Consider the following 23,073-nt stretch of genomic DNA (forward strand, 5'->3'; position numbering starts at 1 on the left):
GGACGTGAACATTTGCCACCCCACCGTTTTGACAACAATGGATGAGAGGCAAATAAAATTCGGTTACTTCAGCCGTTCGAAGCTTAGCGATTTCTAATCTTCTTTGTCTGCCTGGCGTTTTCGCGCAGCGGCCGGCAAACGCCTTGGATCGTCTCCCGGCGAGCCGTCACCGCGCGGCATGGCCGGCGAAAACCGGTCGAGCGACGAGATGATGCCACGCAGCACTTTCAGTTCCGGCTCGGCGAAACCGGCGCGCGTCAAGACGGCGCGCAGATTGTCGACCATCTTGGGTTTCTTGGGCGCCGGGCGGAAATAACCGCGCGCTTCGAGCGCGCCTTCGAGATAGGCAAACAGGCCGTGCAACTCTTCCTTGCTCGCCGGCTTCATTTCAGGACTGGAGAAATTGGTCGCCGTCTCGTCCTCCAGGCCGGATTTCATCCATTCATAGGACATCAACAGCACGGCCTGGGCGATGTTGAGCGACGAAAAGCCGGGAACGACCGGGAAGGTGACGATCTCGTCGGCCAGCCCGACCTCGTCATTGTAGAGCCCAAAACGCTCGCGGCCGAACAAGATGCCGGTGCGCAGGCCGGCCATCTGACGCGCCCTGAGCGCCCTGCCCGCCTCGACCGGACCACGCACGGGTTTGAAGCCGTCGCGCTCGCGCGCCGTGGTGGCGAAGACGAAGTTGAGGTCGGCGACGGCGGACGCCAGGTCGCCGAACACTGTTACGGCATCGATGACATGGTCGGCGCGGCTGGCGGCGGCGCGCGCCTTCTCGCTCGGCCAGCCGTCACGCGGGTTGACCAGTCTCAGTTCGGCAAGGCCGAAATTGGCCATGGCGCGCGCGACCATGCCGATATTCTCGCCGAGCTGCGGCTCGACCAGGATGATCGCCGGCCCGGCGGCGGATGCGTTTTCAGGATGATCGACGGCGGACATGATCTCAATGAACTGCTGTTTGCGGCATTTCAGCGTTCCCTGCCACATCCGCTCGGCAAAATGAAGCTTTTGCAAACACCGGTCGCGGCACAGACGACCCATTCTGCACGGATGGTCGTTTGCGCGGCCAAATAGGCTTTGATATACGCTCCGCATACCCGGCCGAAGCCATGCGGGCGAGGCCGTTTTGTTCCCCAAAAGCGAGGCATTCTTTTCATGGCGAAGATCAAGGTGGCGAACCCGGTCGTCGAGCTCGACGGCGACGAGATGACCCGCATCATCTGGCAGTTCATCAAGGACAAGCTGATCCACCCTTATCTCGACCTGAAGCTCGAATATTACGACCTCGGCGTCGAGCACCGCGACGCCACCAACGACCAGGTGACCATCGATTCGGCCAATGCCATCAAGAAATGGGGCGTCGGCGTGAAATGCGCGACGATCACGCCCGACGAGCAGCGCGTAGAGGAATTCAAGCTGAAGAAGATGTGGAAGTCGCCGAACGGCACCATCCGTAACATTCTCGGCGGCACCATTTTCCGCGAACCGATCATCATGAAGAACGTGCCGCGTCTGGTGCCGGGATGGACCAAGCCGATCATCGTCGGCCGTCATGCTTTCGGCGACCAGTATCGCGCCACCGACTTCCGCTTCCCCGGCAAGGGCAAGCTGACCATCAAGTTCGTCGGCGAGGACGGCAAGGTGATCGAGCACGACGTATACGACGCACCCGGCGCCGGTGTTGCCATGGCGATGTACAATCTCGACGACTCCATCCGCGAATTCGCCCGCGCCTCGCTGAATTACGGCCTGCTGCGCAATTATCCGGTTTATCTCTCGACCAAGAACACCATCCTCAAGGCCTATGACGGCCGCTTCAAGGACATTTTCCAGGAGGTCTACGAGGCTGAATTCGAGGCCGAGTTCAAGGCGAAGAAGCTGTGGTACGAGCACCGGCTGATCGACGACATGGTGGCCTCCGCCCTGAAATGGTCTGGCGGCTATGTCTGGGCCTGCAAGAATTATGATGGCGACGTCCAGTCCGACACGGTGGCGCAAGGTTTTGGCTCGCTCGGCCTGATGACCTCCGTGCTGATGACGCCGGACGGCAAGACGGTGGAAGCGGAGGCCGCGCACGGCACAGTGACGCGCCACTATCGCCAGCACCAGAAGGGCGAGGAAACCTCGACCAATTCGATCGCCTCGATCTTCGCCTGGACGCGCGGCCTCGCCCACCGCGCCAAGCTCGACGATAATGCCGAGTTGAAGCGATTTGCCGACACGCTGGAGAAGGTCTGCATCCAGACGGTTGAGAGCGGCTTCATGACCAAGGACCTGTCGCTCTTGATCGGTCCCGACCAACCATGGCTGTCGACCACCGGCTTCCTCGACAAGATCGACGAGAATTTGCAGAAGGCGATGGCGTAAGCCGGCAGCCATGGCCAAGCCGGTCGTCTACGGGGCGGACTACAGCGTCTATGTGCGCATCGTCCGCCTCGTGCTGGCGGAAAAAGGCATCGACTACGACCTTGTGCCGGTCGATGTCTTTGCCGCCGAGGGCACTCCCGCCTGGTACTTCGAGCATCACCCTTTCGGCCGCATTCCGGCCTTCGAGCACGGCGGGTTTCGCCTGTTCGAAACCAGCGCAATCGCCCGCTATGTCGACGAGGCGTTCGACGGCCCGGCACTGCAGCCAAAAGACGCCCGCACCCGCGCAACGATGAACCAGATCATCGGCATGCTCGACGCCTATGCCTACAGATCGATGGTCTGGGACGTCGCCGTCGAGCGGCTTGAGAAGGAAGCGCCAGACGAGGCACTGGTCGCCAACGGGCTGCGCCAGGCGGAAACGGTGCTGCGGGTGCTCACCGCACTCAAGCCTCCCGGGCCGTGGCTGCTCGGGGACCAGCTGACGCTGGCCGACCTGCATGCGGCATCCATCATCGCCTATTTCGTCAAGGTCGCCGACGGGCAAAAGCTGCTTGCGGCGTTCGCCGACATCCAGGCCTGGTGGGAGGGCATCGCAAAACGTCCGAGCCTGGCGGCGGGCTGATATGGGTTCGGGCCATGGCTGACCCATCTCGCCAGGACGCGCTCACCGTCGCCAGAATTGTCAGGGTCAACCACGCCGGTGAGTTCGGTGCGATCAGGATCTATTCGGCGCAGATTCTTGTCGCCAGGCGCTTATGGCCGGATTGCGTGCCATCCTTGTCGGAGATGCTTGGGCACGAGCGCACGCATTGCGCTGCGTTCCGCGCCGCCATGCCGGCGCGGCGGTCGCGACCGTGCCGGGTGATGCAGTTCTGGAGCTGGGGTGGCTGGGTGCTGGGTTTTGTCACCGCCCTGCTCGGTCCGCAAGGCATCTGGGCCTGCACGGCGGCGGTTGAAGCGGCGGTGCACCGCCATCTGGACGATCAGCTGTTTTTCCTCGCCAACCGCGACCACGACTTGCACGGCATCATCCTGGCGATCCGCGAGGAAGAGCTCGCCCATCTCCATCACGCCGAAGAGCAGCTGAAATCGCCCGGCCCGGCGCTGAACTTTTTACGGTCGCTGATTTCGATCGCCACGGACGTGCTGATCTGGCTGTCCACCTGGGGCGATTCCAGCAGAATGACGCGCGCCCTGAAGGCGGCGAAAAAAGAACTAGCTAGACGGACCGTCTAAGAGCTGATTGCCGGCTTGCCACTATCAGCCACAGAATGGCAAGCACGGCGGCGAAGGCCGGAAAGCCGCACACAAAACCAGATAAGGCATAGGGTGGCTTTCAGGCTGCCTCCAGCGCCGCCCTCACCGCGGCGATCGCATCATTGGCCTTCGAGGCGTCCGGGCCGCCGGCTTGCGCCATGTCGGGCCGTCCGCCACCGCCCTGCCCGCCCAATGCGGCCGAGGCAACGCGCACAAGATCGACAGCGCTGAAGCGGCCGACGAGATCGTCCGTCACTGCGACCACGACGCTTGCCTTGTTGTCTTCGCCCGCACCGACGAAGACGACGACGCCTGAGCCGAGCGAAGTCTTGCCGGCATCGGCCAGCGGCTTCAAATCCTTCGGCGACACGCCGGAAACCGCTTTGCCGAGGAAGCCGATACCGGCGNTACCGGCGACGGTTTCGGTGGTGGCCGGAGCATCGGCCGCGGCACCACCGCCCAGCGCGAGTTTCTTGCGCGCTTCGCTCAGCTCCTTCTCGAGCTTCTTGCGTTCCTCGAGCAGCGCCTCGACACGCGCCGGCACGTCGGCCGGCGAGATCTTCAGCACGGCCGCAGTTGCCTTCAGGCGTCTGTCCTGCTCGTCGAGATATTTTCGTGCGGCTTCGCCGGTCAGCGCCTCGATGCGGCGCACGCCGGCGGCGACCGCGCTGTCGGAGACGACACGGACCAGGCCGATATCGCCGGTCGCCCGGACATGGGTGCCGCCACAAAGTTCGACGGAATAGGGTCGATTGGCCTTGGCGCCATGCACGCCGGTGCCCATCGAGACGACACGCACCTCGTCGCCGTATTTCTCGCCGAACAGCGCCATGGCGCCCTCGGCAATGGCGTCGTCGACCGACATCAGCCGCGTCGTCACCGGGCTGTTCTGGACGACGATTTCGTTGGCCATGCGCTCGACCTCTTCGAGATCTTCGGCCGAGATCGGCTTGTTGTGCGAGATGTCGAAGCGCAGGCGCTCGGGCGCGACCAGCGAACCTTTCTGCGCGACATGGGTGCCCAGCACCTCGCGCAGCGCCTCATGGATCAGATGCGTTGCCGAATGGTTGGCACGCAGCCGGGTGCGGCGCGCATGGTCAACCTTCAGCTCGACGGCTGCACCTGGCTTGACCGTGCCGTTCGTCACCTTGCCCAGATGCACGAACAGGCCGTCGGCCTTTTTCTGCGTGTCGGAAACCTCGATCGAGAAACCTTCGCCGGAGATGATGCCGGTGTCGCCCATCTGGCCGCCCGACTCGCCATAGAACGGCGTCTGGTTGACGACCACCGCCACCGCGTCGCCCTTGCCGGCGCTATCGACTGTCTTGCCGTCCTTGACCAGGGCCTGGATGAGGCCTTCCGCCTGTTCGGTCTCGTAGCCGAGGAATTCGGTGGCGNGTGGCGCCGGCCTTCTCGCGTACAGAAAACCAGATGGTCTCGGTGGCCGCGTCGCCGGAGCCAGCCCAATGCTTGCGCGCTTCGGCCTTCTGCTGCTCCATCGCATGGGTGAAGCCGGCAAGGTCGACCGAGATGTTGCGCTGGCGCAGTGCGTCCTGCGTCAGATCGAGCGGGAAGCCGTACGTGTCATAGAGCTTGAACGCCGTCTCGCCATCCAGCATATCGCCGGCGTGCAGCGTATCCGTCGCCTCCGAGAGCAGGCCGAGGCCGCGCACCAGCGTCTTGCGGAACCTGGTCTCCTCGAGCTTCAGCGTCTCGGTAATCAGCTGTTCGCCGCGCAGCAGTTCGGGATAGGCCTGGCCCATCTCACGCACTAGCGCCGGCACCAGCTTCCACATCAACGGCTCCTTGGCGCCGAGCAACTGCGCATGGCGCATGGCGCGGCGCATGATGCGGCGCAGCACATAGCCGCGGCCTTCGTTCGACGGCAGCACGCCGTCGGCAACCAGGAAAGAGGACGAGCGCAGATGATCGGCAATGACGCGGAAGGAGGCGACCGTCTCCTTGTCGGGTCCCTGCCCGAGCGCTGACGAGGCCGCATCGATCAGATGACGGAACAGGTCGGTCTCGAAGACGCTCTCCACCCCTTGCAGGATGGAGGCCATGCGCTCCAGGCCCATGCCGGTGTCGATCGACGGCCGCGGCAGGTCGATGCGCTCATCCTTGGTGACCTGCTCATATTGCATGAACACCAGGTTCCAGAATTCAAGGAAGCGGTCGCCGTCCTCCTCCGGGCTGCCGGGAGGGCCGCCCCAGATGTGCTCGCCACGGTCGATGAAGATTTCCGAGCACGGCCCGCACGGTCCGGTGTCGCCCATAGCCCAGAAATTGTCGGAGGTCGGGATGCGGATGATGCGGTCATCGGAGAAACCGGCGATCTTCTTCCAGAAGCCGGCCGCCTCGTCATCGGTGTGATAGACGGTGACCAGCAGCTTGTCCTTGTTCAGCCCGAACTCCTTGGTGATCAGGTTCCAGGCCAGTTCGATGGCGCGCTCCTTGAAATAGTCGCCGAAGGAGAAATTGCCGAGCATTTCGAAGAAGGTCAGATGGCGCGCGGTGTAGCCGACATTGTCGAGGTCGTTGTGCTTGCCGCCGGCGCGCACGCTTTTCTGCGCAGTGGTGGCGCGCGAATAGGACCGCTTCTCCAGGCCGGTGAAGACGTTCTTGAACTGCACCATGCCGGCATTGGTGAACATCAGCGTCGGGTCGTTGCGCGGCACCAGCGGGCTCGAGGCCACGACCTCGTGGCCCTCCTTGCGGAAATAGTCGAGGAATGTCGACCGGATCTCGTTCACGCCACTCATGAGTGCTGCCTTTTCGCGAAAACCGCCGGCACGGCCGGCGGACACTGGTCTCTGCTTTTTAGAAGATCGACTTGGCCTTTTAGCGGGCACGCCCCACCCTGTCCAGAAACACGGAATTGGTCCAATCCGGCAACTGCCAAGCCGGCCTCACGCTGCCCAAAAACGAAAACCGCCGGCGCGAAGGCCGGCGGTTTGAAACGCAATACTAAAGAACTCGGTTACTTAAGCATCGGGTAATAGACTGGATTTATGGCCGAACTCTGGCCGTGCCCTACATGGCGCCGGATTCTTCCTCGAAGCCGTCGTCGCTTTCGCCGCGCTCGGGGCCGCCATTCTCGAGAAACTTCTCGGCAATCAGCCCGGCATTCTGCCGCAGTGCCAGTTCGATCTCGCGCGCCGTGTCGGGATTGTCGCGCAGGAACAGTTTGGCGTTTTCACGACCTTGGCCGAGACGCTGCGAATTGTAGGAGAACCACGCGCCGGACTTCTCGACCACGCCGGCCTTGACGCCGAGGTCCACCAATTCGCCGGTCTTGGACACGCCCTCGCCATACATGATGTCGAACTCGACCACCTTGAAGGGCGGCGCCAGCTTGTTCTTGACGACCTTGACGCGGGTCTGGTTGCCGACGACCTCGTCGCGGTCCTTGACCGAGCCGATGCGGCGGATGTCGAGGCGCACCGAAGCGTAGAATTTCAGCGCGTTGCCGCCGGTCGTGGTTTCCGGCGAACCGAACATGACGCCGATCTTCATGCGAATCTGGTTGATGAAGATGACCATGGTGTTGGAGCGCGAGATCGAGGCGGTCAGCTTGCGCAGCGCCTGGCTCATCAGACGAGCCTGGAGACCGGGCAGCGAATCGCCCATCTCGCCTTCGATTTCGGCGCGCGGCGTCAGTGCCGCCACCGAATCGACGACCAGCACGTCGATGGCGCCGGAACGCACCAGCGTGTCGCAGATTTCCAGTGCCTGCTCGCCGGTGTCCGGCTGCGAGATCAAGAGGTTTTCCAGATCGACGCCGAGCTTGCGGGCATAGACCGGATCGAGTGCGTGCTCGGCATCGACGAAGGCGCAGATACCGCCTTTCTTCTGGGCTTCGGCAACTGTGTGCAGCGCCAGTGTCGTCTTGCCCGAGCTTTCCGGCCCGTAGATCTCGACAATGCGGCCGCGCGGCAGGCCGCCGACGCCAAGCGCGATGTCGAGGCCCAGCGATCCCGTCGGCACGGTTTCAATCTCGACGACCTGCTCATTGGCGCCAAGCCGCATGATCGAGCCCTTGCCGAAGGCGCGCTCGATTTGCGACAGCGCCGCGTCCAGAGCCTTTGATTTGTCCACCGCTTTGTCCTCTACAAGCCGCAAAGAATTCTGAGCCATGATACATCACCCCTTGGTCGTCAATGAAGGCCGGACAATCCGTAATCCCTGCCCATTTTGTACTACTTTTGTTCTCGTTTGGCAAGAGGGGTCAAATAACTGAAAAACCATCTTTATCCGGATTTGTTCTTTTTTTGTCTCTTGGTTTGGTTTTCGGACGCGTTCCGCGTTGGGCCAGACGCGCCGGCTGTTTCGATCGGCCGAATCGCCGGCTCGCCTGCGAAGCTCCGCCGCACAGCGTAGCGCTTGTGCGGCTCGAATAACAAAGGTCATATCGCCGGCATGGTGAAATCAGCAAAGATACTGGCGGTGGGCGGCGCCCATATCGATCGCCGCGGCCAGGTGTCGGGCACGTACGTGCCCGCGGCGTCCAACCCCGGCACGATGCGCGAGGATGTCGGCGGCGGCGTATTCAACGCGCTGCGCAGCCTGGTGCGGCGCGGCGTCTCGGCCTCGCTTTTGTCGGTGCGCGGCGGCGATGCCTCGGCCGAGACGGTTGCGCGCGCCATCGCCGACTCCGGCATTGCCGACCTGTCGGCGGTTTTCCTCGACCGCACGACGCCGAGCTACACGGCGCTGATCGATCGCGACGGCGAGCTGATCACCGGCTTTGCCGACATGGCGCTCTACGATTTGGCGTTCCCCAAGCAGATCCGCCGCTCCAAGGTGCGCGAGGTGGTCGCCGAGGCCGATGCGGTGCTCTGCGACGCCAATCTGCCATCAACGGCGCTGGAGCGGCTGGTGGGGCTCGCCGCCGGCAAGCCGGTGTTCGCCATCGCCATTTCGCCGGCCAAGGTGGTGCGGCTGATACCGGTGCTGAAGGAACTCGCGCAGGTCTTCATGAACCGGCGCGAGGCCATGGTGCTGGCCGGCGTCGATGCCAATGCCACCGAGCGCGAGACCGTCGACGGACTGCGCTGCAGCGGCCTCACCAGTGGCGTGGTGACGGCGGGCGACGGCCCGGTGCTGGGATTCGACGAAGCCGGCGCCTTCTCTATCCTGCCGCCGGCGCCGAGAAAAGTCGCCGACGTCACCGGCGCCGGCGACGCGCTGGCCGGCGCCACCATCGCTGCCCTGCTGCGCGGCCTGGCATTGCGCCAAGCCCTCCGCGAAGGCGTTGCCGCGGCGACGCTCGCCATCGAAAGTTCGGATGCCGTGCCGGCCTTCACCGCCGCGATCTTCACCGAGGCACTGGCTCTTGTGCCCGACGCGCAGGAAATGGCATGAGGGCGGCCAATTGCCATTGCCGGAGCGTGACGTCCAAGCGGACGCGCGGATCTCCGGATCGGAGACCATCATGACACCGCAAAGCGCCCGCCCCTTCATCGACATCCACGCGCCCGTGGCCGAGGCGCTCGCCGCTGGCCGCCCGGTCGTGGCGCTGGAAAGCACCATCATCACCCATGGCATGCCTTACCCCGACAATGGCGCCATGGCCGCCAATGTCGAAAAGATAATCCTGGACAATGGCGCGGTGCCAGCGACGATCGCCGTGGTCGCCGGCCGCATCAAGATCGGGCTTTCCGACGGCGAGCGCGAGTCGCTGGCGATGACCGGCGACGCCATGAAGCTGTCGCGCGCCGATCTCGGCTTTGCGGTGGCGCAAGGCCGCACCGGCGGCACCACGGTCGCCGCCACCATGATCGCCGCTGACTTGGTCGGGATAAAGGTGTTCGCCACCGGCGGCATTGGCGGCGTCCACAAGGGCGCGGAAAAGAGCTTCGACATCTCGGCCGATCTCGACGAGTTGGCGCGCACGCCGGTCATCGTCGTCTCGGCCGGCGCCAAGGCGATCCTCGACATCGAAAAGACGCTTGAAGTGCTGGAGACGCGCGGCGTGCCGGTGATTGGCCATGGCTGCGAGACGATGCCGGCCTTCTGGTCGCGGCATTCGCCGTTCCGCGCGCCGCTGACCCTGCACAGACCGGAAGAGATCGCGCATTTCTACAAGACCAGGGCGGCACTTGGCCTGGTCGGCGGCATGCTGATCGCCAACCCGGTGCCGCAGGACGATGAAATTCCGGCCGACGAGATGGCAGGCTACATTGAGGCCGCGCAGAAGGCGGCCGAGGCGCAGATTGTGACCGGTAAGGCGGTGACGCCGTTCCTGTTGGGCAAAATCCTCGAACTGACCGGCGGCCGGAGCTTGAAGACCAACATCGCGCTGGTCGAGAACAATGCGCGGCTGGCGGCGAGGATTGCCAAGGCGCTGTAGGATCGCCTACGTCGGCGGGACAGCACCCCCCTCTGGCCTGCCGGCCATCTCCCCCGCAAGGAGGGAGATTAACAGCTTAGCCGCAGGCTCCCATTTTCAACGATGGTGATTGGCGAAGGCCAATGTGACAACTGATCTCCCCCCTTGCGGGGGAGATGTCCGGCAGGACAGAGGGGGGTGGGAAGAAACGCGACGGTCCCGGTTCACTTCCCCGCCCGCCGCCCCGCCTCATACGCCCGGCGCGCCCACACCCTCATCTCGTCAGGATCATCAAACGCGTCGTCGGGAATGCTCCAGTACGGCATCGCGACCAGCTTGCCGTGGCGGGTGCCGGTATAGGTCCATTGCTTGCAGCCGGCGGCTTCGAAATCGGGCGCGCTTTGCTCGTCAGCCTTGAGCAGCAATTCGCCGCGCAGCACGATAGCGACGATGACGCCGTCGAAATAGATACCCTTGCCGCCGAACAGTTTTCGGATACTGACCGGGCCGAGGCCTTCGAACAGCTCTTCGATGCGTTCATTGTCCATGCCGCAATCATGTCACCGGGCTTGCCATGGCTGCAACCAAAAACCATGCTGGCAAGTTGAGAGCCATCCGTCGGAGTTTTGTCATGCCGCTGCTGCTCAAGGGATCCTGCCGCTGCGATGCCGTCCATTTCGAGGTGGAGAGCAACACGCCGGTGCCGTTCATGCTGTGCTACTGCTCGATCTGCCGCAAGCAGCAGGGCGGCGGCGGCTTCGCCATCAATCTCGGCGCCGATTACAAGACGCTGAAAATCAAGGGCAAGCGCAATCTCGGCGTCTACCAGGCCGAGATCGCGGACGACGAGCATCCAAAGTGTGAGATTTCGACGGGCGAGCGCAATTTCTGCAAGAAGTGCGGTTCGGCGCTCTGGCTCTACGATCCGACATGGCCGGACCTGGTCCACCCCTTCGCCTCGGCAATCGACAGCGAGTTGCCGAAGCCGCCGGAGAAGGTGCATCTGATGTTGAAATACAAGGCGAGTTGGGTCGAGCCGGTGATCGGCAAGAAGGACAATGCGTTCGACGTCTATCCCGAGGAATCGATCGCCGACTGGCACAAGCGGACGAAGATGTGGGTGAAGTAAGCAGGGAGGCGCGGAGCGCGACTTCCGATGGTCAGCGCTGCCCCTCATCCGGCCCTTCGGGCCGTTCGTCATTCGAAAAGCCAAGCAATTGGCTTTTCGCCCGCTGCGCGGACCATTCCTCACCTCCCCGTGAACGGGGAGAAGGAAGATCAGGCCGAAGCGCGCGCCTCAGCCAGCGCCTTCAGGTCGGCGGGCTTCAGTTCGACGGATTCGCCGCAGCCGCAGGCCGAACTCTGGTTCGGGTTGTGGAAGGTGAAGCCGGTGCGCAGCGTGGTCTGCTCGAAATCCATCTCGGTGCCGAACAGGAAAAGGGCAGCCTCGGGCGCGACATAGACATGCGCGCCGTCGCGTTCGATATGGTCGTCCTTGGTGTTGGGCTCGGTCACCAGGTCGACCGTGTATTCCATGCCGGCGCAGCCGCCCTTCTTGATGCCGAGGCGAATGCCATGCGCATTGTCGCGCGTGGCGACGATCTCGCGCACCCGGTCGGCGGCCTTTTCGGTCATCGTGATGACGGCGAAGCGTCCCATTCTTTTTCCTCTTCCATTCCATGCAGGTTCAAGGCCTGCCGAATGATTCCTCACCTAAAATGGTGAAGTTTTACCACTGGTGCAAGTGCACCAACCTCAGTCAACCTAGTACCAGCCCACCGCCACCTGCGCCTCTTCCGACATGCGGTCGGGCGACCAGGGCGGGTCGAAGGTCATGTTGACCTCGACGCCGGAGACGCCTTCGACGGCGCCGACGGCGTTTTCCACCCAGCCGGGCATTTCGCCGGCCACCGGACAGCCGGGCGCGGTCAGCGTCATGTCGATCTTGACCGCGCGGTTGTCCTCGATGTCGATCTTGTAGATGAGGCCGAGCTCATAGATGTCGGCCGGTATTTCCGGGTCATAGACCGTCTTCAGCGCCGAGACGATGTCGTCGGTCAGCCGCGCCAGCTCGTCGGCGGGAATGGCCGAGGCGGAAACCAGCGGATTGACGGCCGCTTCCGGCGCGGTGGTGTGGCTCGCATCATCCATGGTCGTCATCCAAAGAACCTGTCACCCGAAGAACTTGCGCGCTTTTTCCAGCGCATCGGCCAAAGCGTCGACTTCGGCCCTGGTATTATACATGCCGAACGATGCCCTGCATGTGGAGGTTACGCCAAAGCGTTTCAACAGCGGCTGGGCGCAATGGGTGCCCGCGCGGACGGCAACACCCTGCCTGTCTATCACCATCGACACGTCATGGGCATGAATGCCCTGCAACTCGAAGGAAATGATGGCGCCCTTGTCCGGCGCGTCGCCGAAGATGCGCAGCGAGTTGATGGCGCGCAGCCGCTCGTGCGCGTAGGTCTTGAGGTCGGCCTCGTGCGCGGCGATGCGCTCGCGGCCGATCTTTTCCATGTATTCCAATGCTGCACCCAGCCCGATCGCCTGGACGATCGGCGGCGTGCCGGCCTCGAAGCGGTGCGGCGGCTCGTTGTAGGTGACGACGTCTTCCGTCACTTCCTCGATCATCTCGCCGCCGCCCATGAAAGGGCGCATGGCCGAGAGAATATCCTTCTTGCCGTAGAGCACGCCGATGCCGGAGGGCCCGTAGACCTTGTGGCCGGTGAAGACGAAGAAATCGCAATCGAGGTCCTGGACGTCGATCGGCATGTGCACGGCGCTCTGGCTGCCGTCGACAAGTACGGGAATTCCACGCGAATGCGCGATGCGCACGATCTCCTTGATCGGGGTTACCGTGCCCAGCGCGTTCGACATATGCGTGATGGCGACGAGCTTGGTCTTGTCGGTCAGGCGCTTTTCGAATTCCTCGATGTGGAAGATGCCGAGATCGTCGACCGGCACCCAGACCAGCTTGGCGCCCTGCCGTTCCCGGATGAAATGCCACGGCACGATGTTGGAGTGGTGCTCCATGATCGACAGCACGATCTCGTCGCCCGCGCCGATATTGGGCATGCCATAGCCGTAAGCCACGGTGTTGATCGCCGCGGTCGTGTTCGAGGTGAAGACGATGTTGTCGGTGCTTGGCGCATTGAGGAAACGGCGCACCGTCTCGCGTGCCTTCTCATAAGCGTCGGTTGCGGCATTCGACAGGAAATGCAGGCCGCGATGCACGTTGGCGTATTCCTGGGAATAGGCGTGCTGGATCGTATCCAGCACCACCTGCGGCTTCTGCGCCGAGGCGCCATTGTCGAGATAGACCAGCGGTTTGCCGTAGACTTCGCGCGACAGGATCGGGAAGTCGCGGCGGATCGCATCGACGTCGTATGGGGTTGTTTCGATCTTCTGGTCCATTACAAGCTCTCTTGAGGCACCGCCTCACTTCGTCACGCACCCCTCACCCGACCGAGCTTCGCTCGGCCACCGCCCGGGGCGTGTCACTTGCCTCGCCCGTCCTTCGGACCCACAAGGGGAGAAGGGGAGGCGCTACCCATGCGCCACGAACCAGTCGTCCAGCCTTGTTTCCAGGGCCTCGACGATGGTTTCGTCGTCCAGTTCCTCGATCACTTCGGCGACGAACGCCTTGACCAGCAGGCCACGGGCGCTCTTCTCGTCGATGCCGCGAGCCATCAGGTAGAACAGATGGTTGTGGTCGATCTCGGTAACGGTCGCGCCGTGGCCGCAGATGACGTCGTCGGCGAAGATTTCCAGCTCCGGCTTGGTCGAGAACTCGCCATCATCCGACAAAAGCAGCGTGTTGCAGGCCATCTTGGCGTTGGTCTTCTGCGCGTATTGGTGGACGTTGATGCGGCCCTGGAAGACGCCGCGCGCCTTGCCGGTCACGACATTGCGGATCACTTCCGTCGATGTCGTATGCGGCACGGCATGGTCGAGCACCATGGTCACGTCGGTGTGGGTGTCGCCGGCGAGCAGGTTGATGCCGCGCAGTTTGAAGTCGGCGCCTTCGCCCGTGGTCTTCACCACGATCTCCTGGCGCACAAGCTTGCCGCCGGCATTCATGAAGAACAGCGTCAGCTTCGAATTCTTGCCGAGATGCGCCTTGAACTGCGCCAGATGGGTGGCCGTTTCCGGCTGTTCCTGGATGATCAGCCAGGTCACCTCGGCGCCCTCGCTCAACACCAGCTGGCTGACGGAGCTGGCCAGAGCCGCGCCCTCGCCCGCCTGACGCTCGACGATCGCAGCCTTGGCGCCGGCGCCGACACGCACGGGAAAGCGCACATGGGTCTGTCCGCCGGCTTGCAGGTTCTGCAATTCGATCGGCTTCTCCAGTGCTGCGCCATCGGCGATGTCGACGAAATAGCCGTCGGCGACGAAAGCAGTGTTCAGCGCGCCGATGGCGTCATCGCTGCCATAGGGGTCGAGGCCGGGCGCAATCGAGCCGTCGGTCAGCTTTTCCGACAGGCGCTGGACGGTCACGCCTTCGATGGCAGGGAATTTCGCACTCGAGACGCCGTTTAGAACTGCCAGCACGGCGGAACCTTCGACGATGGGCGCCAGCCCCTTAGCGGCGGCCGTCGGATCGAACGCCGGCACCGCAGTCAACAGCCGGCGCAGGTCAGTGTAATGCCAGGATTCGATGCGCCGCGTCGGCAGCCCGTGCTTGATTGCCTCAATGGCGTCGTCGCGCTTCAGCATCACCGCGCCGTCACCCGGCAGCAACGACAGACGCTCGCCAAAGGCGTCGATCAGCGCCGTTTCGGCCTGCGTGCGCTGGGGTTGTGTATGCATATTCATCAGTTTTGCCCCGCCTTTCAGCATAAAATGGCCTTCTGGCGTCTCACGCGGCTTCGCCGATCACGCCGGCATAGCCATTGGCTTCGAGATCGAGCGCCAGCGACTTGTCGCCGGACTTGATCACCTGGCCCTTGTATAGGACGTGCACGCTATCGGGCACGATGTGCTCGAGCAGGCGCTGGTAGTGGGTGATGACGATGATGGCACGGTCGGGCGAACGCAGCGCGTTGACGCCGTCCGAGACGATCTTCAGCGCATCGATGTCTAGGCCTGAATCGGTCTCGTCGAGCACGCAGAGCTTTGGCTCCAGCAGCTTCATCTGCAGGATCTCGGCCCGCTTCTTCTCGCCGCCGGAAAAGCCGACATTGAGCGGCCGCTTCAGCATCGCCATGTCCATCGAGAGCGAGGCTGCCGCCTCTTTCACCCGCTTCAAAATTTCCGGAATTTTTAGCGGCTCCTCGCCGCGCGCCTTGCGCTGCTCGTTCATCGCCACCTTCAGGAACTCCATGGTCGCGACACCAGGTATCTCCATCGGATACTGGAAGGCGAGGAAGATGCCCGCGGTGGCGCGCTCGGCCGGATCCATTTCGAGGATCGACTGGCCATTATAGAGGATATCGCCTTCGGTGACCTCATAGTCCTCGCGGCCGGCGAGGATATAGGACAGCGTCGATTTGCCCGAGCCGTTCGGGCCCATGATGGCGGCGACCTCGCCGTTTTTCACCGTCAGGTTCAGGCCGCGGATGATCTCGGTGCCGTCATCGACGATGCGGGCATGCAGGTTCTTGATCTCAAGCATTTTTTCTTTCCTGGATATATATTGTCCGGTCAGCCGACCGAGCCCTCGAGGCTGATGCCGATAAGCTTCTGCGCTTCGACCGCGAACTCCATCGGCAATTGCTGGATGACATCCTTGACGAAGCCGTTGACGATCAGCGCGATCGCCTCCTCTTCCGGGATGCCGCGCTGCATGACGTAGAACTTCTGGTCCTCGGAAATCTTCGAGGTCGTCGCCTCATGCTCGAACTGCGCCGTCGAATTCTTGGCTTCCATGTAGGGCACGGTGTGCGCGCCGCACTGGTCGCCGATCAGGAGACTATCGCAATTGGTGAAGTTGCGGGCGTTGGTCGCCTTGCGGTGCGCCGAGACCTGGCCGCGATAAGTGTTCTGCGAGAAGCCGGCGGCGATGCCCTTGGAGATGATGCGGCTCGACGTGTTCTTGCCGAGATGGATCATCTTGGTGCCGCTGTCGACCTGCTGGTAGCCGTTCGACACGGCGATCGAATAGAACTCGCCGGAGGAATCATCGCCGCGCAGGATGCAGCTCGGATATTTCCAGGTGATCGCCGAACCGGTCTCGACCTGCGTCCACGAGATCTTCGAACGGTGGCCGCGGCAGTCGCCGCGCTTGGTGACGAAATTGTAGATGCCGCCCTTGCCCTCGGCATCGCCGGGGTACCAGTTCTGCACCGTCGAATATTTGATCTCGGCATCGTCGAGCGCCACCAGTTCGACGACGGCGGCATGCAGCTGGTTCTCGTCGCGCTGCGGCGCCGTGCAGCCTTCGAGATAGGAGACGTAAGCCCCCTCCTCGGCGATGATCAGCGTGCGCTCGAACTGGCCGGTGTTCTTCTCGTTCATGCGGAAATAGGTCGACAGCTCCATCGGGCAGCGCACGCCCTTGGGCACGAAGACGAACGAGCCGTCGGTGAAGACAGCCGAATTCAGCGTGGCGTAGAAATTGTCGGATGTCGGCACGACCGAGCCGAGATATTTCTGCACCAGCTCCGGATGCTCGCGGATGGCTTCCGAGATCGAGCAGAAGATGACGCCGGCATGCGCCAGTTCCTTCTTGAACGTGGTGACGACGGAAACGGAATCAAACACCGCGTCGACCGCGACACGGCCCGATTTGTAGACATTGTCGCTGGGCTCCTCGAGATCGGAGACGTCGGTCTTCTGCACGCCAGCGAGGATTTCTTGTTCCCGCAGCGGAATGCCGAGCTTCTCGTAGACCTTCAACAGCTCGGGATCGACGTCGCTCAGCGAGGTCGGGCCGGGCGTGCTCTTGGGCGCCGCGTAGTAATAGAGGTCCTGAAAGTCGATCTTCGGATAATGGACGCGCGCCCAGGTCGGCTCTTCCAGGGTCAACCAGCGCCGATAGGCTTCCAGACGCCATTCCAGCATCCAGGACGGTTCATCCTTCTTGGCCGAGATGAAGCGAATAATGTCTTCGCTCAGGCCCTTGGGGGCCTTGTCCATCGCGATCTCTGTCTGGAATCCGTATTTGTACTGGTCGACGTCGATCTTTCGAACCCGATCGATCGTGTCCTGCACAGCAGGCATAAGCGTTCTCCATCCACGCCGGGGTCAAGGCCCGACAGTTTTCAAACTATGGCATCGCCGAGGGCTGCCCATGAGGCGCCGAAGGCGGCGTAAGTTTCATATAGTGCGTCTCGGCCGGGAATTCACCCGGCCACTTGCAAACGCACGGCTCTACCAGGCCGCGAGGCCTGAATTCTTTGTCGCCGCCTCAGGCGGCTTGTTCCCTGCCCGCCCGGCGCTGGGCAATACCGGCCAGCGCAGCACGGAACAGTTCGATATCCCCGGCACTCGTTGCGTGGCCGATGGACACGCGCAAAGCGCCCAGGCTGTCGCCATGACCCATGGCTTTCAGCACATGGCTCGGCCCGACCTTGCCCGACGAACAGGCCGATCCCGCCGACAGCGCAACGCCAGCCAGATCGAACGCGATCTGCGCCGTCTCGGCCTTGATGCCGGGAATAGCGAAGAATGTCGTATTGGCAAGCCTTGGCGCGCCGGTTCCGAAGATTTCTGCGTCCGGCACCAGCGTTTTGAGTGTTTTCTCGACCTCGCCGCGGCGTTGCGCGATCGCTTCGACGTCTTTCAGTCCAGCCAAAGCCTGCCGCGCCGCGGCGCCAAAGCCGGCGATGGCCGCCAGGTTTTCGGTGCCGCCGCGATGGCCCTTTTCCTGGCCGCCGCCATTGATCAGCGGCTTCGGCATCATCAGATCGGCTGCCGCAACGACGGCGCCGACACCCTTGGGGCCGCCGATCTTGTGCGAAGACAGAATCAAATAGTCGGCGTAAGCCGCTGACATATCGATGGGAACGCGGCCCGCAGCCTGCACCGCGTCGACCACCAGAATGCCGCCCGCCGCCTTGACGATTGCAGCGATTGCCTCGATCGGCTGGATGACGCCGGTCTCGTTGTTGGCCGCATGGATCGCGACCAACGGCAGGCCTTCGGCCTTGTCATGCGCGGCCAGAGCGGCTGTCAGCTGAGCGAGGTCAGCGATGCCATCGGCGTCGACGCCGATCTGCGAAACCTGTGTTGCCGGGAAGCGGCCGCCGTTCAACAGGCAAGGGTGGTCGGCCTCGCAGACATAGAGCCGGCTCATGCGCGCCGTGCCACGGCCCATCCGCCAATCCGGTGTCAGCAGCGTCGATGCGGCTTCCGTCGCGCCGGAGGTGAAGACGACATGCTCGGCCTTGGCGCCGACAAGCGCTGCCACATCGCGCCGGGCAGTGTCGATCAAGCGCCGCGCCGCGCGCCCCTCGGCATGCACCGACGACGGATTGGCGACGAGATCGAGCGCGGCAATCATCGCCTCGCGCGCCTCGGCAATGAGCGGCGCGCTGGCATTGTAGTCGAGATAGGCGCGTGCTGCGGCCATTTTCACCCAATCGATCCCGTCAAGACCCTTTCCGCAAGGATAGCGCGTTATTTCCTTGAAATTGCAAGGCAAGACGTCCTATTTACGCGGCTTGCGGCGAGGATGGCCGGGCCGTCACGGCTGGCTATCCAGTTTTGAACAATTCTAAACTAGCTTCTAAGAAGACGCTTGCCCTGCGTCAAGGCCCGGAAGGGCTGGGGCTGGAGTAAGAATTGTTCCGGGCGCCGCGCATTCGTATGCCATTTGGAGTATTTCATGCCTGAGGTCATTTTCACCGGTCCGGCCGGCCGCCTGGAGGGCCGCTACCAGCCTTCCAAGGAGAAGAGCGCGCCGATTGCCATCGTGTTGCATCCGCATCCGCAATTCGGCGGCACGATGAACAACAAGATCGTCTATGACCTCTTCTACATGTTCCAGAAGCGCGATTTCACCACGCTTCGCTTCAACTTCCGCGGCATCGGCCGCAGCCAGGGCGAATTCGACCACGGCACCGGCGAATTGTCGGATGCCGCCGCAGCGCTCGACTGGGTGCAGTCGCTGCATCCGGATTCCAAGAGCTGCTGGGTGGCCGGTTATTCCTTCGGCTCCTGGATCGGCATGCAGCTTCTGATGCGCCGGCCCGAGATCGAGGGCTTCATCTCGATCGCGCCGCAGCCCAACACCTATGATTTCTCGTTCCTGGCGCCCTGCCCGTCATCGGGTCTGATCATCCATGGCGATGCCGACAAGGTGGCGCCGCCCAAGGATGTGCAGGGCCTGGTCGACAAGCTGCACACGCAAAAGGGCATCACCATCACGCAGAAGACCTTGCCCGGCGCCAACCACTTCTTCGCCAACGACGCCGATCTGCTGCTCGAGGAATGCGCCGACTATCTCGACCGACGGCTGGCCGGCGAATTATCCGATCCGCGGCCGAAGCGGCTGCGCTAAGAGCAATTCCAGGAAAAGTGCAAACGGGTTTTCCGTCCGGAATTGCGTCAAAACAAAAACTCCCGGTCCGATGCCGTCACAGTCGTGCCCATCATGGGCGCGACAATGCCATTTCGGCTGATCCAAACGGTGAAGCCAGCCTGACATGTGGCGCGGCTCGGCTGAACGGTGCACAATGCCGGTTCAGCCAGCGCAAGAAGGCATGACCGATCATNTCAGCCAGCGGAAGAGCATGACCGATCATGTACCAGCCTCCCCATTTCCAGGAAACGCGGCCGGACGTCCTGCACGGGCTGATCCGGACGCATCCGCTGGGGTTGCTGATCTCCAACGGCACCGATGGCCCGGTCGCCAATGCCATTCCTTTCCTGCTTGATGCAGAGGTTGGGCCGAATGGCCGGCTGCGCGCCCATCTGGCCAGGGCCAACCCGCAATGGCGTCAGCTGGCCGACAATCCGACATCGCCGGTGCTGGTCGTCTTCCAGGGCGCCGACGCCTATGTGACGCCGTCCTGGTACGAGACCAAGCGCGAGACCGGCAAGGTCGTGCCGACCTGGAACTACGCCATTGTCCAGGTGCGAGGAACGGTAAGAGTGATCGAGGATTCCGCCTGGATCGCACAGCAGATCACCGAGTTGACGCTGTCGCAGGAAAACGCCCGCGAGGCACCCTGGGCGGTGACCGATGCGCCGCCGACCTTCATCCAGTCGCAGATCAAGGGCATCATCGGGCTGGAGATCGAGATCGCCGAAATCAGCGGCAAGTGGAAAGTCAGCCAGAACCGGCCTGTCGCCGACCGCGTCGGTGTCGCCGAAGGGCTGGAGAAGGACGCCGCCGGCGCGCCTGACATGGCTCGGCTGGTGCGGAGCTGGGGTGGCATCGACAGCTAGCTGGGGTGGTCTTAGTCTAGATGGTTCCAAAGGCGTCAGCAATTCAGTTGCTTGCCGGCGCTGCTCCAATGCGGAAATTCGTCTGTCTCGGCGCATCGTTTTGGTTTGGTTTGCGAGCCCGACGGAATAGGCGGAACGTAGTTTTTGCCACCGGCAACCCCGACGCCGTGTAGCGGAAGATACATCCCAGCCGGCCAAGCACCATCGCGCAGACGATGGCAACAGCACAGCCAAGGCCGAATCCGGCGACAGTGTCGCTCGGATAGTGCGCGCCGATAAAGATCCGGGTCGATGCGACCGACAAGGTTGCTGCCAGCAGCACCCATCTGCGCTGGGGCAACAACAGCAGTGCAATGCCGAAAATGACGCCCATGGTCGTGGCATGGCCGGACGGGAAGCTGGCAAAGCGCGCCTCCAAGGAAAAAGGATGCAGCGACAGATCGCCGAGCTTGTCGAAATTCATCGGCCTGGCTCTGCCCACGCCATATTTCAGCACGTTGACGACCATGGCCGAGAGTGCGATCGAACCCAGCACCATGAAAGCAAAGCAGGTCCAGTTGTAGAAGGTCATCCGCGCGCGCCGGGAAAGGCTGCGCCAATCCGTCAGATTCGCGGCAATCAGCACCAGTACCGACGGGACAAGATACCAGCCGCCTAGGCCGAAGAAGGTAAAAAACTCGGCGATGCGGAAGACATTGGTCGAGCCTGAAGCCCACTGCCTCGCCATGGTCCCTGCAAGATGGTCGAAACGGAGCGACACCGCGATCGTCAGCAAAAGCCAGGCCACAACCCAGACCGACCACAGGATTTTCGGGTAGCGCGCCGGGCGCGTCGCCAGGCGATGCCGTACAATCCCGAAAGTATCGCGGAAATTAGCGACAGACTGCCGGAGCATGGCAGGCAAAGCGGCACGCGCCGGCGATGGCGACTTCGTCAACATGCGGAGCTCGAAGCGATCATCGAAGAGATATCAGTTCGCCACACGGTACAGGCCGAGCGACAATTTATCACCTGACNAGTATCGCGGAAATTAGCGACAGACTGCCGGAGCATGGCAGGCAAAGCGGCACGCGCCGGCGATGGCGACTTCATCAACATGCGGAGCTCGGCGCGATCATTGAAGAGCTATCAGTTCGCCACACGGTACAGGCCGAGCGACAATTTATCACCTGACGAATAGTTGATGCCGTCGATCTCGGCGACGCGGCTGGCCTTCTTGCCTTGCCCTGCCAGCAGGTCATCCAGCCGTTTTTCATCGCCGACCGGCGCCAGGCCCAGCGCGCAGGCCGGATCGCCAAGCAGATGTTGCGCAACCCCGTCGACATCGGTCAGTACCGTCTTTGTGCCCACCAGAAATACCAGGCTCGGTTCGTGATATTGCGCGGAGGCGAGCACGCTCATCTCACAGGGACGATCGGCGCGAACCGCAGCCTCGATTTCCCGGCTCATCCAAATCGGTTTCAGTGACGGCACGATGACACCGAACAGCAGGGCGTAGGTTATACCGGCGCAAACCGCAGCCCCGCCGATGCGGACCAGCGGCACCAGCGTCTGGCGCGAAACAGCGAGGTAGCCGGCGCCCAATGCTGCCGCGGCGGCCGGAACGCTCCACCATAAAAATGTCTTCATGAGATAGATCGGCGCACCGACGCAAAGCACGGCGAGACCGACTGTCACCAGAACGGTGCCGAATGCGGTCGCCCACCACAGCCATGTCTGCCAGCGCCTGAGCGGCGCATTTGCCTCTTGCGGTGTCAGCGTCAAAAGCCAGCCGATGAGCAGGGCCATGCCGGGATAGGCCGGCAGCACATAATGCGGCAGTTTCGTCGGGATCAATTCGAAGACCAGCCAGAACGGAATGTACCAGGCGAGGCAGAAACGCAGGCGCGGATCGTCGCGCAATCGGTTGAGCGCCTGCAGTCCGGCGCCGAGCGCCACAAGGCCGAACGGCCACATGAACAGGCAATAGGTCAGCACGTAGAAGCCCGGCGGAACGCCGTGCGACTCCTCGCCTTGCGCGACCTTGCCGAGCATATCCTTGCCGACGGCCTGCTGCAGGAAGGCGCCGTTGCTCTTCCAGGTGATAAGGGCGAGCCAGGGCAGCACGATCAACAGCACCAGAATCAGCCCACGCCCGGCTTTCAGCCTCGCCAGCCAGCGCCAGTCGCGCTCGAAGGCAACCAGCGTGAGCACCGTCAGCGCCGACAGCAGCGGTGCAATCGGCCCCTTGATGAGGATCGCCGCGCCCTGCGCAGCCCAGAAAATCCACGGCAGATGGCCGGCGACCGGCTCGTTGCGGCGCGATGCCAGATAAATCTGCGCCAGCGCGCCTTGCGCCAGAACGCAGCAGGCAAGCAGCATCGCGTCGGTTTTGGCGTCGCGGCCTTCGAAGGCGGTGGCGAAAATCGCCGCCATGACCAGGCCGGCGGCAAGACCGGCATTGGCGCCGAACAGATTGGCCCCGGTCCAGGCGATTGCGACGACGGCGATGGCGATGCCCAGCGCCGAGACCAGCCGGTAAATCCAGATCGGCGCCTGTGCCCCCTGGCCGCTCAGCGTCACCGCCGCCGATTGCAGCCAGTAGATGCCGATCGGCTTTTGGTAACGCGACGCGTCCTGGAAGCGGATGTCGACATAGTCGCCGGTCTCCGTCATCTGCTTGGTCGCCTGGACGAAGCGCGGCTCGTCGCGGTCGAGCGGCGGCATAGAGGCCAGTCCCGACGCCGTCATCATCAGGCTGAACAGGAAGAGAAAGATGTAGTTCCTGCTCATTTCGACAC

20 protein-coding genes and 1 pseudogene are annotated in these 23,073 nt (G+C 62.8%); 8 read left to right on the top strand and 13 right to left on the bottom strand.

The annotated features are described in order from the left end of the window. Positions 1-93 precede the first annotated feature (93 nt). On the bottom strand, positions 94-942 hold the full coding sequence (locus X726_RS158585; protein ID WP_023669113.1) for an RNA methyltransferase: 849 nt from the start codon (positions 940-942) through the stop codon (positions 94-96). 216 nt (positions 943-1,158) lie between these two features. On the opposite strand from X726_RS158585, the gene X726_RS158580 reads away from it, so the two are divergent. Genes X726_RS158580 through X726_RS158570 form a run of 3 tightly spaced genes read left to right on the top strand, consistent with a single transcriptional unit; the run spans position 1,159 to position 3,609 of the window. After that, positions 1,159-2,370, top strand: coding sequence for an NADP-dependent isocitrate dehydrogenase (locus X726_RS158580; protein ID WP_023669114.1), 1,212 nt, complete (start codon positions 1,159-1,161; stop codon positions 2,368-2,370). Between the two features lie 10 nt (positions 2,371-2,380). Further along, on the top strand, positions 2,381-2,995 hold the full coding sequence (locus tag X726_RS158575) for a glutathione S-transferase family protein (protein WP_023669115.1): 615 nt from the start codon (positions 2,381-2,383) through the stop codon (positions 2,993-2,995). A 14-nt stretch (positions 2,996-3,009) separates the two neighbouring features. After that, positions 3,010-3,609 (top strand): demethoxyubiquinone hydroxylase family protein, encoded by a 600-nt coding sequence (locus X726_RS158570; protein WP_023669116.1) that lies wholly within the window; start codon positions 3,010-3,012, stop codon positions 3,607-3,609. Positions 3,610-3,709: 100 nt separating this feature from the next. Here X726_RS158570 and alaS read toward each other — a convergent pair. Both alaS and recA read right to left on the bottom strand, forming a co-directional pair. Next, positions 3,710-6,392, bottom strand: a pseudogene (gene alaS, locus X726_RS01000000166780) (alanine--tRNA ligase). Positions 6,393-6,663: 271 nt separating this feature from the next. Further along, positions 6,664-7,767 carry a recombinase RecA gene (recA, locus tag X726_RS158565; protein WP_023669117.1) on the bottom strand — a complete coding sequence of 368 codons (1,104 nt, stop codon included), beginning with the start codon at positions 7,765-7,767 and terminating at the stop codon, positions 6,664-6,666. 282 nt (positions 7,768-8,049) lie between these two features. Here recA and X726_RS158560 point away from each other — a divergent pair, with 282 nt between their 5' ends. Together X726_RS158560 and X726_RS158555 are read left to right on the top strand one after the other, a co-directional pair. Continuing rightward, positions 8,050-8,994, top strand: coding sequence for a carbohydrate kinase family protein (locus X726_RS158560; RefSeq protein WP_023669118.1), 945 nt, complete (start codon positions 8,050-8,052; stop codon positions 8,992-8,994). Between the two features lie 70 nt (positions 8,995-9,064). Then, positions 9,065-9,982 carry a pseudouridine-5'-phosphate glycosidase gene (locus X726_RS158555; RefSeq protein WP_023669119.1) on the top strand — a complete coding sequence of 306 codons (918 nt, stop codon included), beginning with the start codon at positions 9,065-9,067 and terminating at the stop codon, positions 9,980-9,982. A 203-nt stretch (positions 9,983-10,185) separates the two neighbouring features. Here X726_RS158555 and X726_RS158550 read toward each other — a convergent pair whose 3' ends face one another. Continuing rightward, a complete protein-coding gene (locus X726_RS158550; RefSeq protein ID WP_023669120.1) occupies positions 10,186-10,509 on the bottom strand; it encodes a TfoX/Sxy family protein in 324 nt (107 codons plus the stop codon). Between the two features lie 83 nt (positions 10,510-10,592). Here X726_RS158550 and X726_RS158545 point away from each other — a divergent pair, with 83 nt between their 5' ends. Continuing rightward, positions 10,593-11,090: a GFA family protein gene (locus X726_RS158545; RefSeq protein ID WP_023669121.1), complete on the top strand. Its 498-nt coding sequence runs from the start codon at positions 10,593-10,595 to the stop codon at positions 11,088-11,090. A 149-nt stretch (positions 11,091-11,239) separates the two neighbouring features. Here X726_RS158545 and sufA read toward each other — a convergent pair whose 3' ends face one another. The 7 genes from sufA to X726_RS158510 all read right to left on the bottom strand — a co-directional run bounded on the left by sufA (position 11,240) and on the right by X726_RS158510 (position 18,473). Next, the gene (gene sufA, locus X726_RS158540; RefSeq protein ID WP_013532156.1) at positions 11,240-11,620 is read right to left on the bottom strand and encodes a Fe-S cluster assembly scaffold SufA; all 381 of its coding nucleotides are present in this window, start codon (positions 11,618-11,620) and stop codon (positions 11,240-11,242) included. A gap of 105 nt (positions 11,621-11,725) precedes the next feature. After that, positions 11,726-12,112, bottom strand: coding sequence for an SUF system Fe-S cluster assembly protein (locus X726_RS158535; protein WP_023669122.1), 387 nt, complete (start codon positions 12,110-12,112; stop codon positions 11,726-11,728). A gap of 21 nt (positions 12,113-12,133) precedes the next feature. Next, positions 12,134-13,375 (bottom strand): cysteine desulfurase, encoded by a 1,242-nt coding sequence (locus X726_RS158530; protein WP_023669123.1) that lies wholly within the window; start codon positions 13,373-13,375, stop codon positions 12,134-12,136. Positions 13,376-13,507: 132 nt separating this feature from the next. After that, complete coding sequence (sufD, locus tag X726_RS158525) at positions 13,508-14,776, bottom strand: Fe-S cluster assembly protein SufD (RefSeq protein WP_023669124.1); 1,269 nt, start codon at positions 14,774-14,776, stop codon at positions 13,508-13,510. A gap of 43 nt (positions 14,777-14,819) precedes the next feature. Beyond that, the gene (gene sufC / locus X726_RS158520; RefSeq protein ID WP_023669125.1) at positions 14,820-15,575 is read right to left on the bottom strand and encodes a Fe-S cluster assembly ATPase SufC; all 756 of its coding nucleotides are present in this window, start codon (positions 15,573-15,575) and stop codon (positions 14,820-14,822) included. Positions 15,576-15,604: 29 nt separating this feature from the next. Continuing rightward, positions 15,605-17,122, bottom strand: a complete 1,518-nt coding sequence (gene sufB / locus X726_RS158515; RefSeq protein WP_023669126.1) for a Fe-S cluster assembly protein SufB — start codon at positions 17,120-17,122, stop codon at positions 15,605-15,607. Positions 17,123-17,309: 187 nt separating this feature from the next. Next, complete coding sequence (locus X726_RS158510) at positions 17,310-18,473, bottom strand: cysteine desulfurase family protein (protein ID WP_023669127.1); 1,164 nt, start codon at positions 18,471-18,473, stop codon at positions 17,310-17,312. 255 nt (positions 18,474-18,728) lie between these two features. On the opposite strand from X726_RS158510, the gene X726_RS158505 reads away from it, so the two are divergent. Both X726_RS158505 and X726_RS158500 read left to right on the top strand, forming a co-directional pair. Then, a complete protein-coding gene (locus X726_RS158505) occupies positions 18,729-19,403 on the top strand; it encodes an alpha/beta hydrolase (protein ID WP_023669128.1) in 675 nt (224 codons plus the stop codon). A gap of 242 nt (positions 19,404-19,645) precedes the next feature. Then, positions 19,646-20,293 (top strand): FMN-binding negative transcriptional regulator, encoded by a 648-nt coding sequence (locus X726_RS158500; RefSeq protein WP_023669129.1) that lies wholly within the window; start codon positions 19,646-19,648, stop codon positions 20,291-20,293. Between the two features lie 43 nt (positions 20,294-20,336). Here the strand turns inward: X726_RS158500 and X726_RS158495 are convergent, their stop codons facing one another. After that, positions 20,337-21,233 carry a phosphatase PAP2 family protein gene (locus X726_RS158495; protein ID WP_023669130.1) on the bottom strand — a complete coding sequence of 299 codons (897 nt, stop codon included), beginning with the start codon at positions 21,231-21,233 and terminating at the stop codon, positions 20,337-20,339. Positions 21,234-21,421: 188 nt separating this feature from the next. Beyond that, positions 21,422-23,065, bottom strand: coding sequence for a glycosyltransferase family 39 protein (locus X726_RS158490; protein WP_023669131.1), 1,644 nt, complete (start codon positions 23,063-23,065; stop codon positions 21,422-21,424). Between the last annotated feature and the right edge of the window lie 8 nt (positions 23,066-23,073).

Origin of the sequence: Mesorhizobium sp. LSJC285A00 (assembly GCF_000503155.1) — a bacterium.
In the GTDB taxonomy this organism is placed as follows: Bacteria; Pseudomonadota; Alphaproteobacteria; order Rhizobiales; family Rhizobiaceae; genus Mesorhizobium.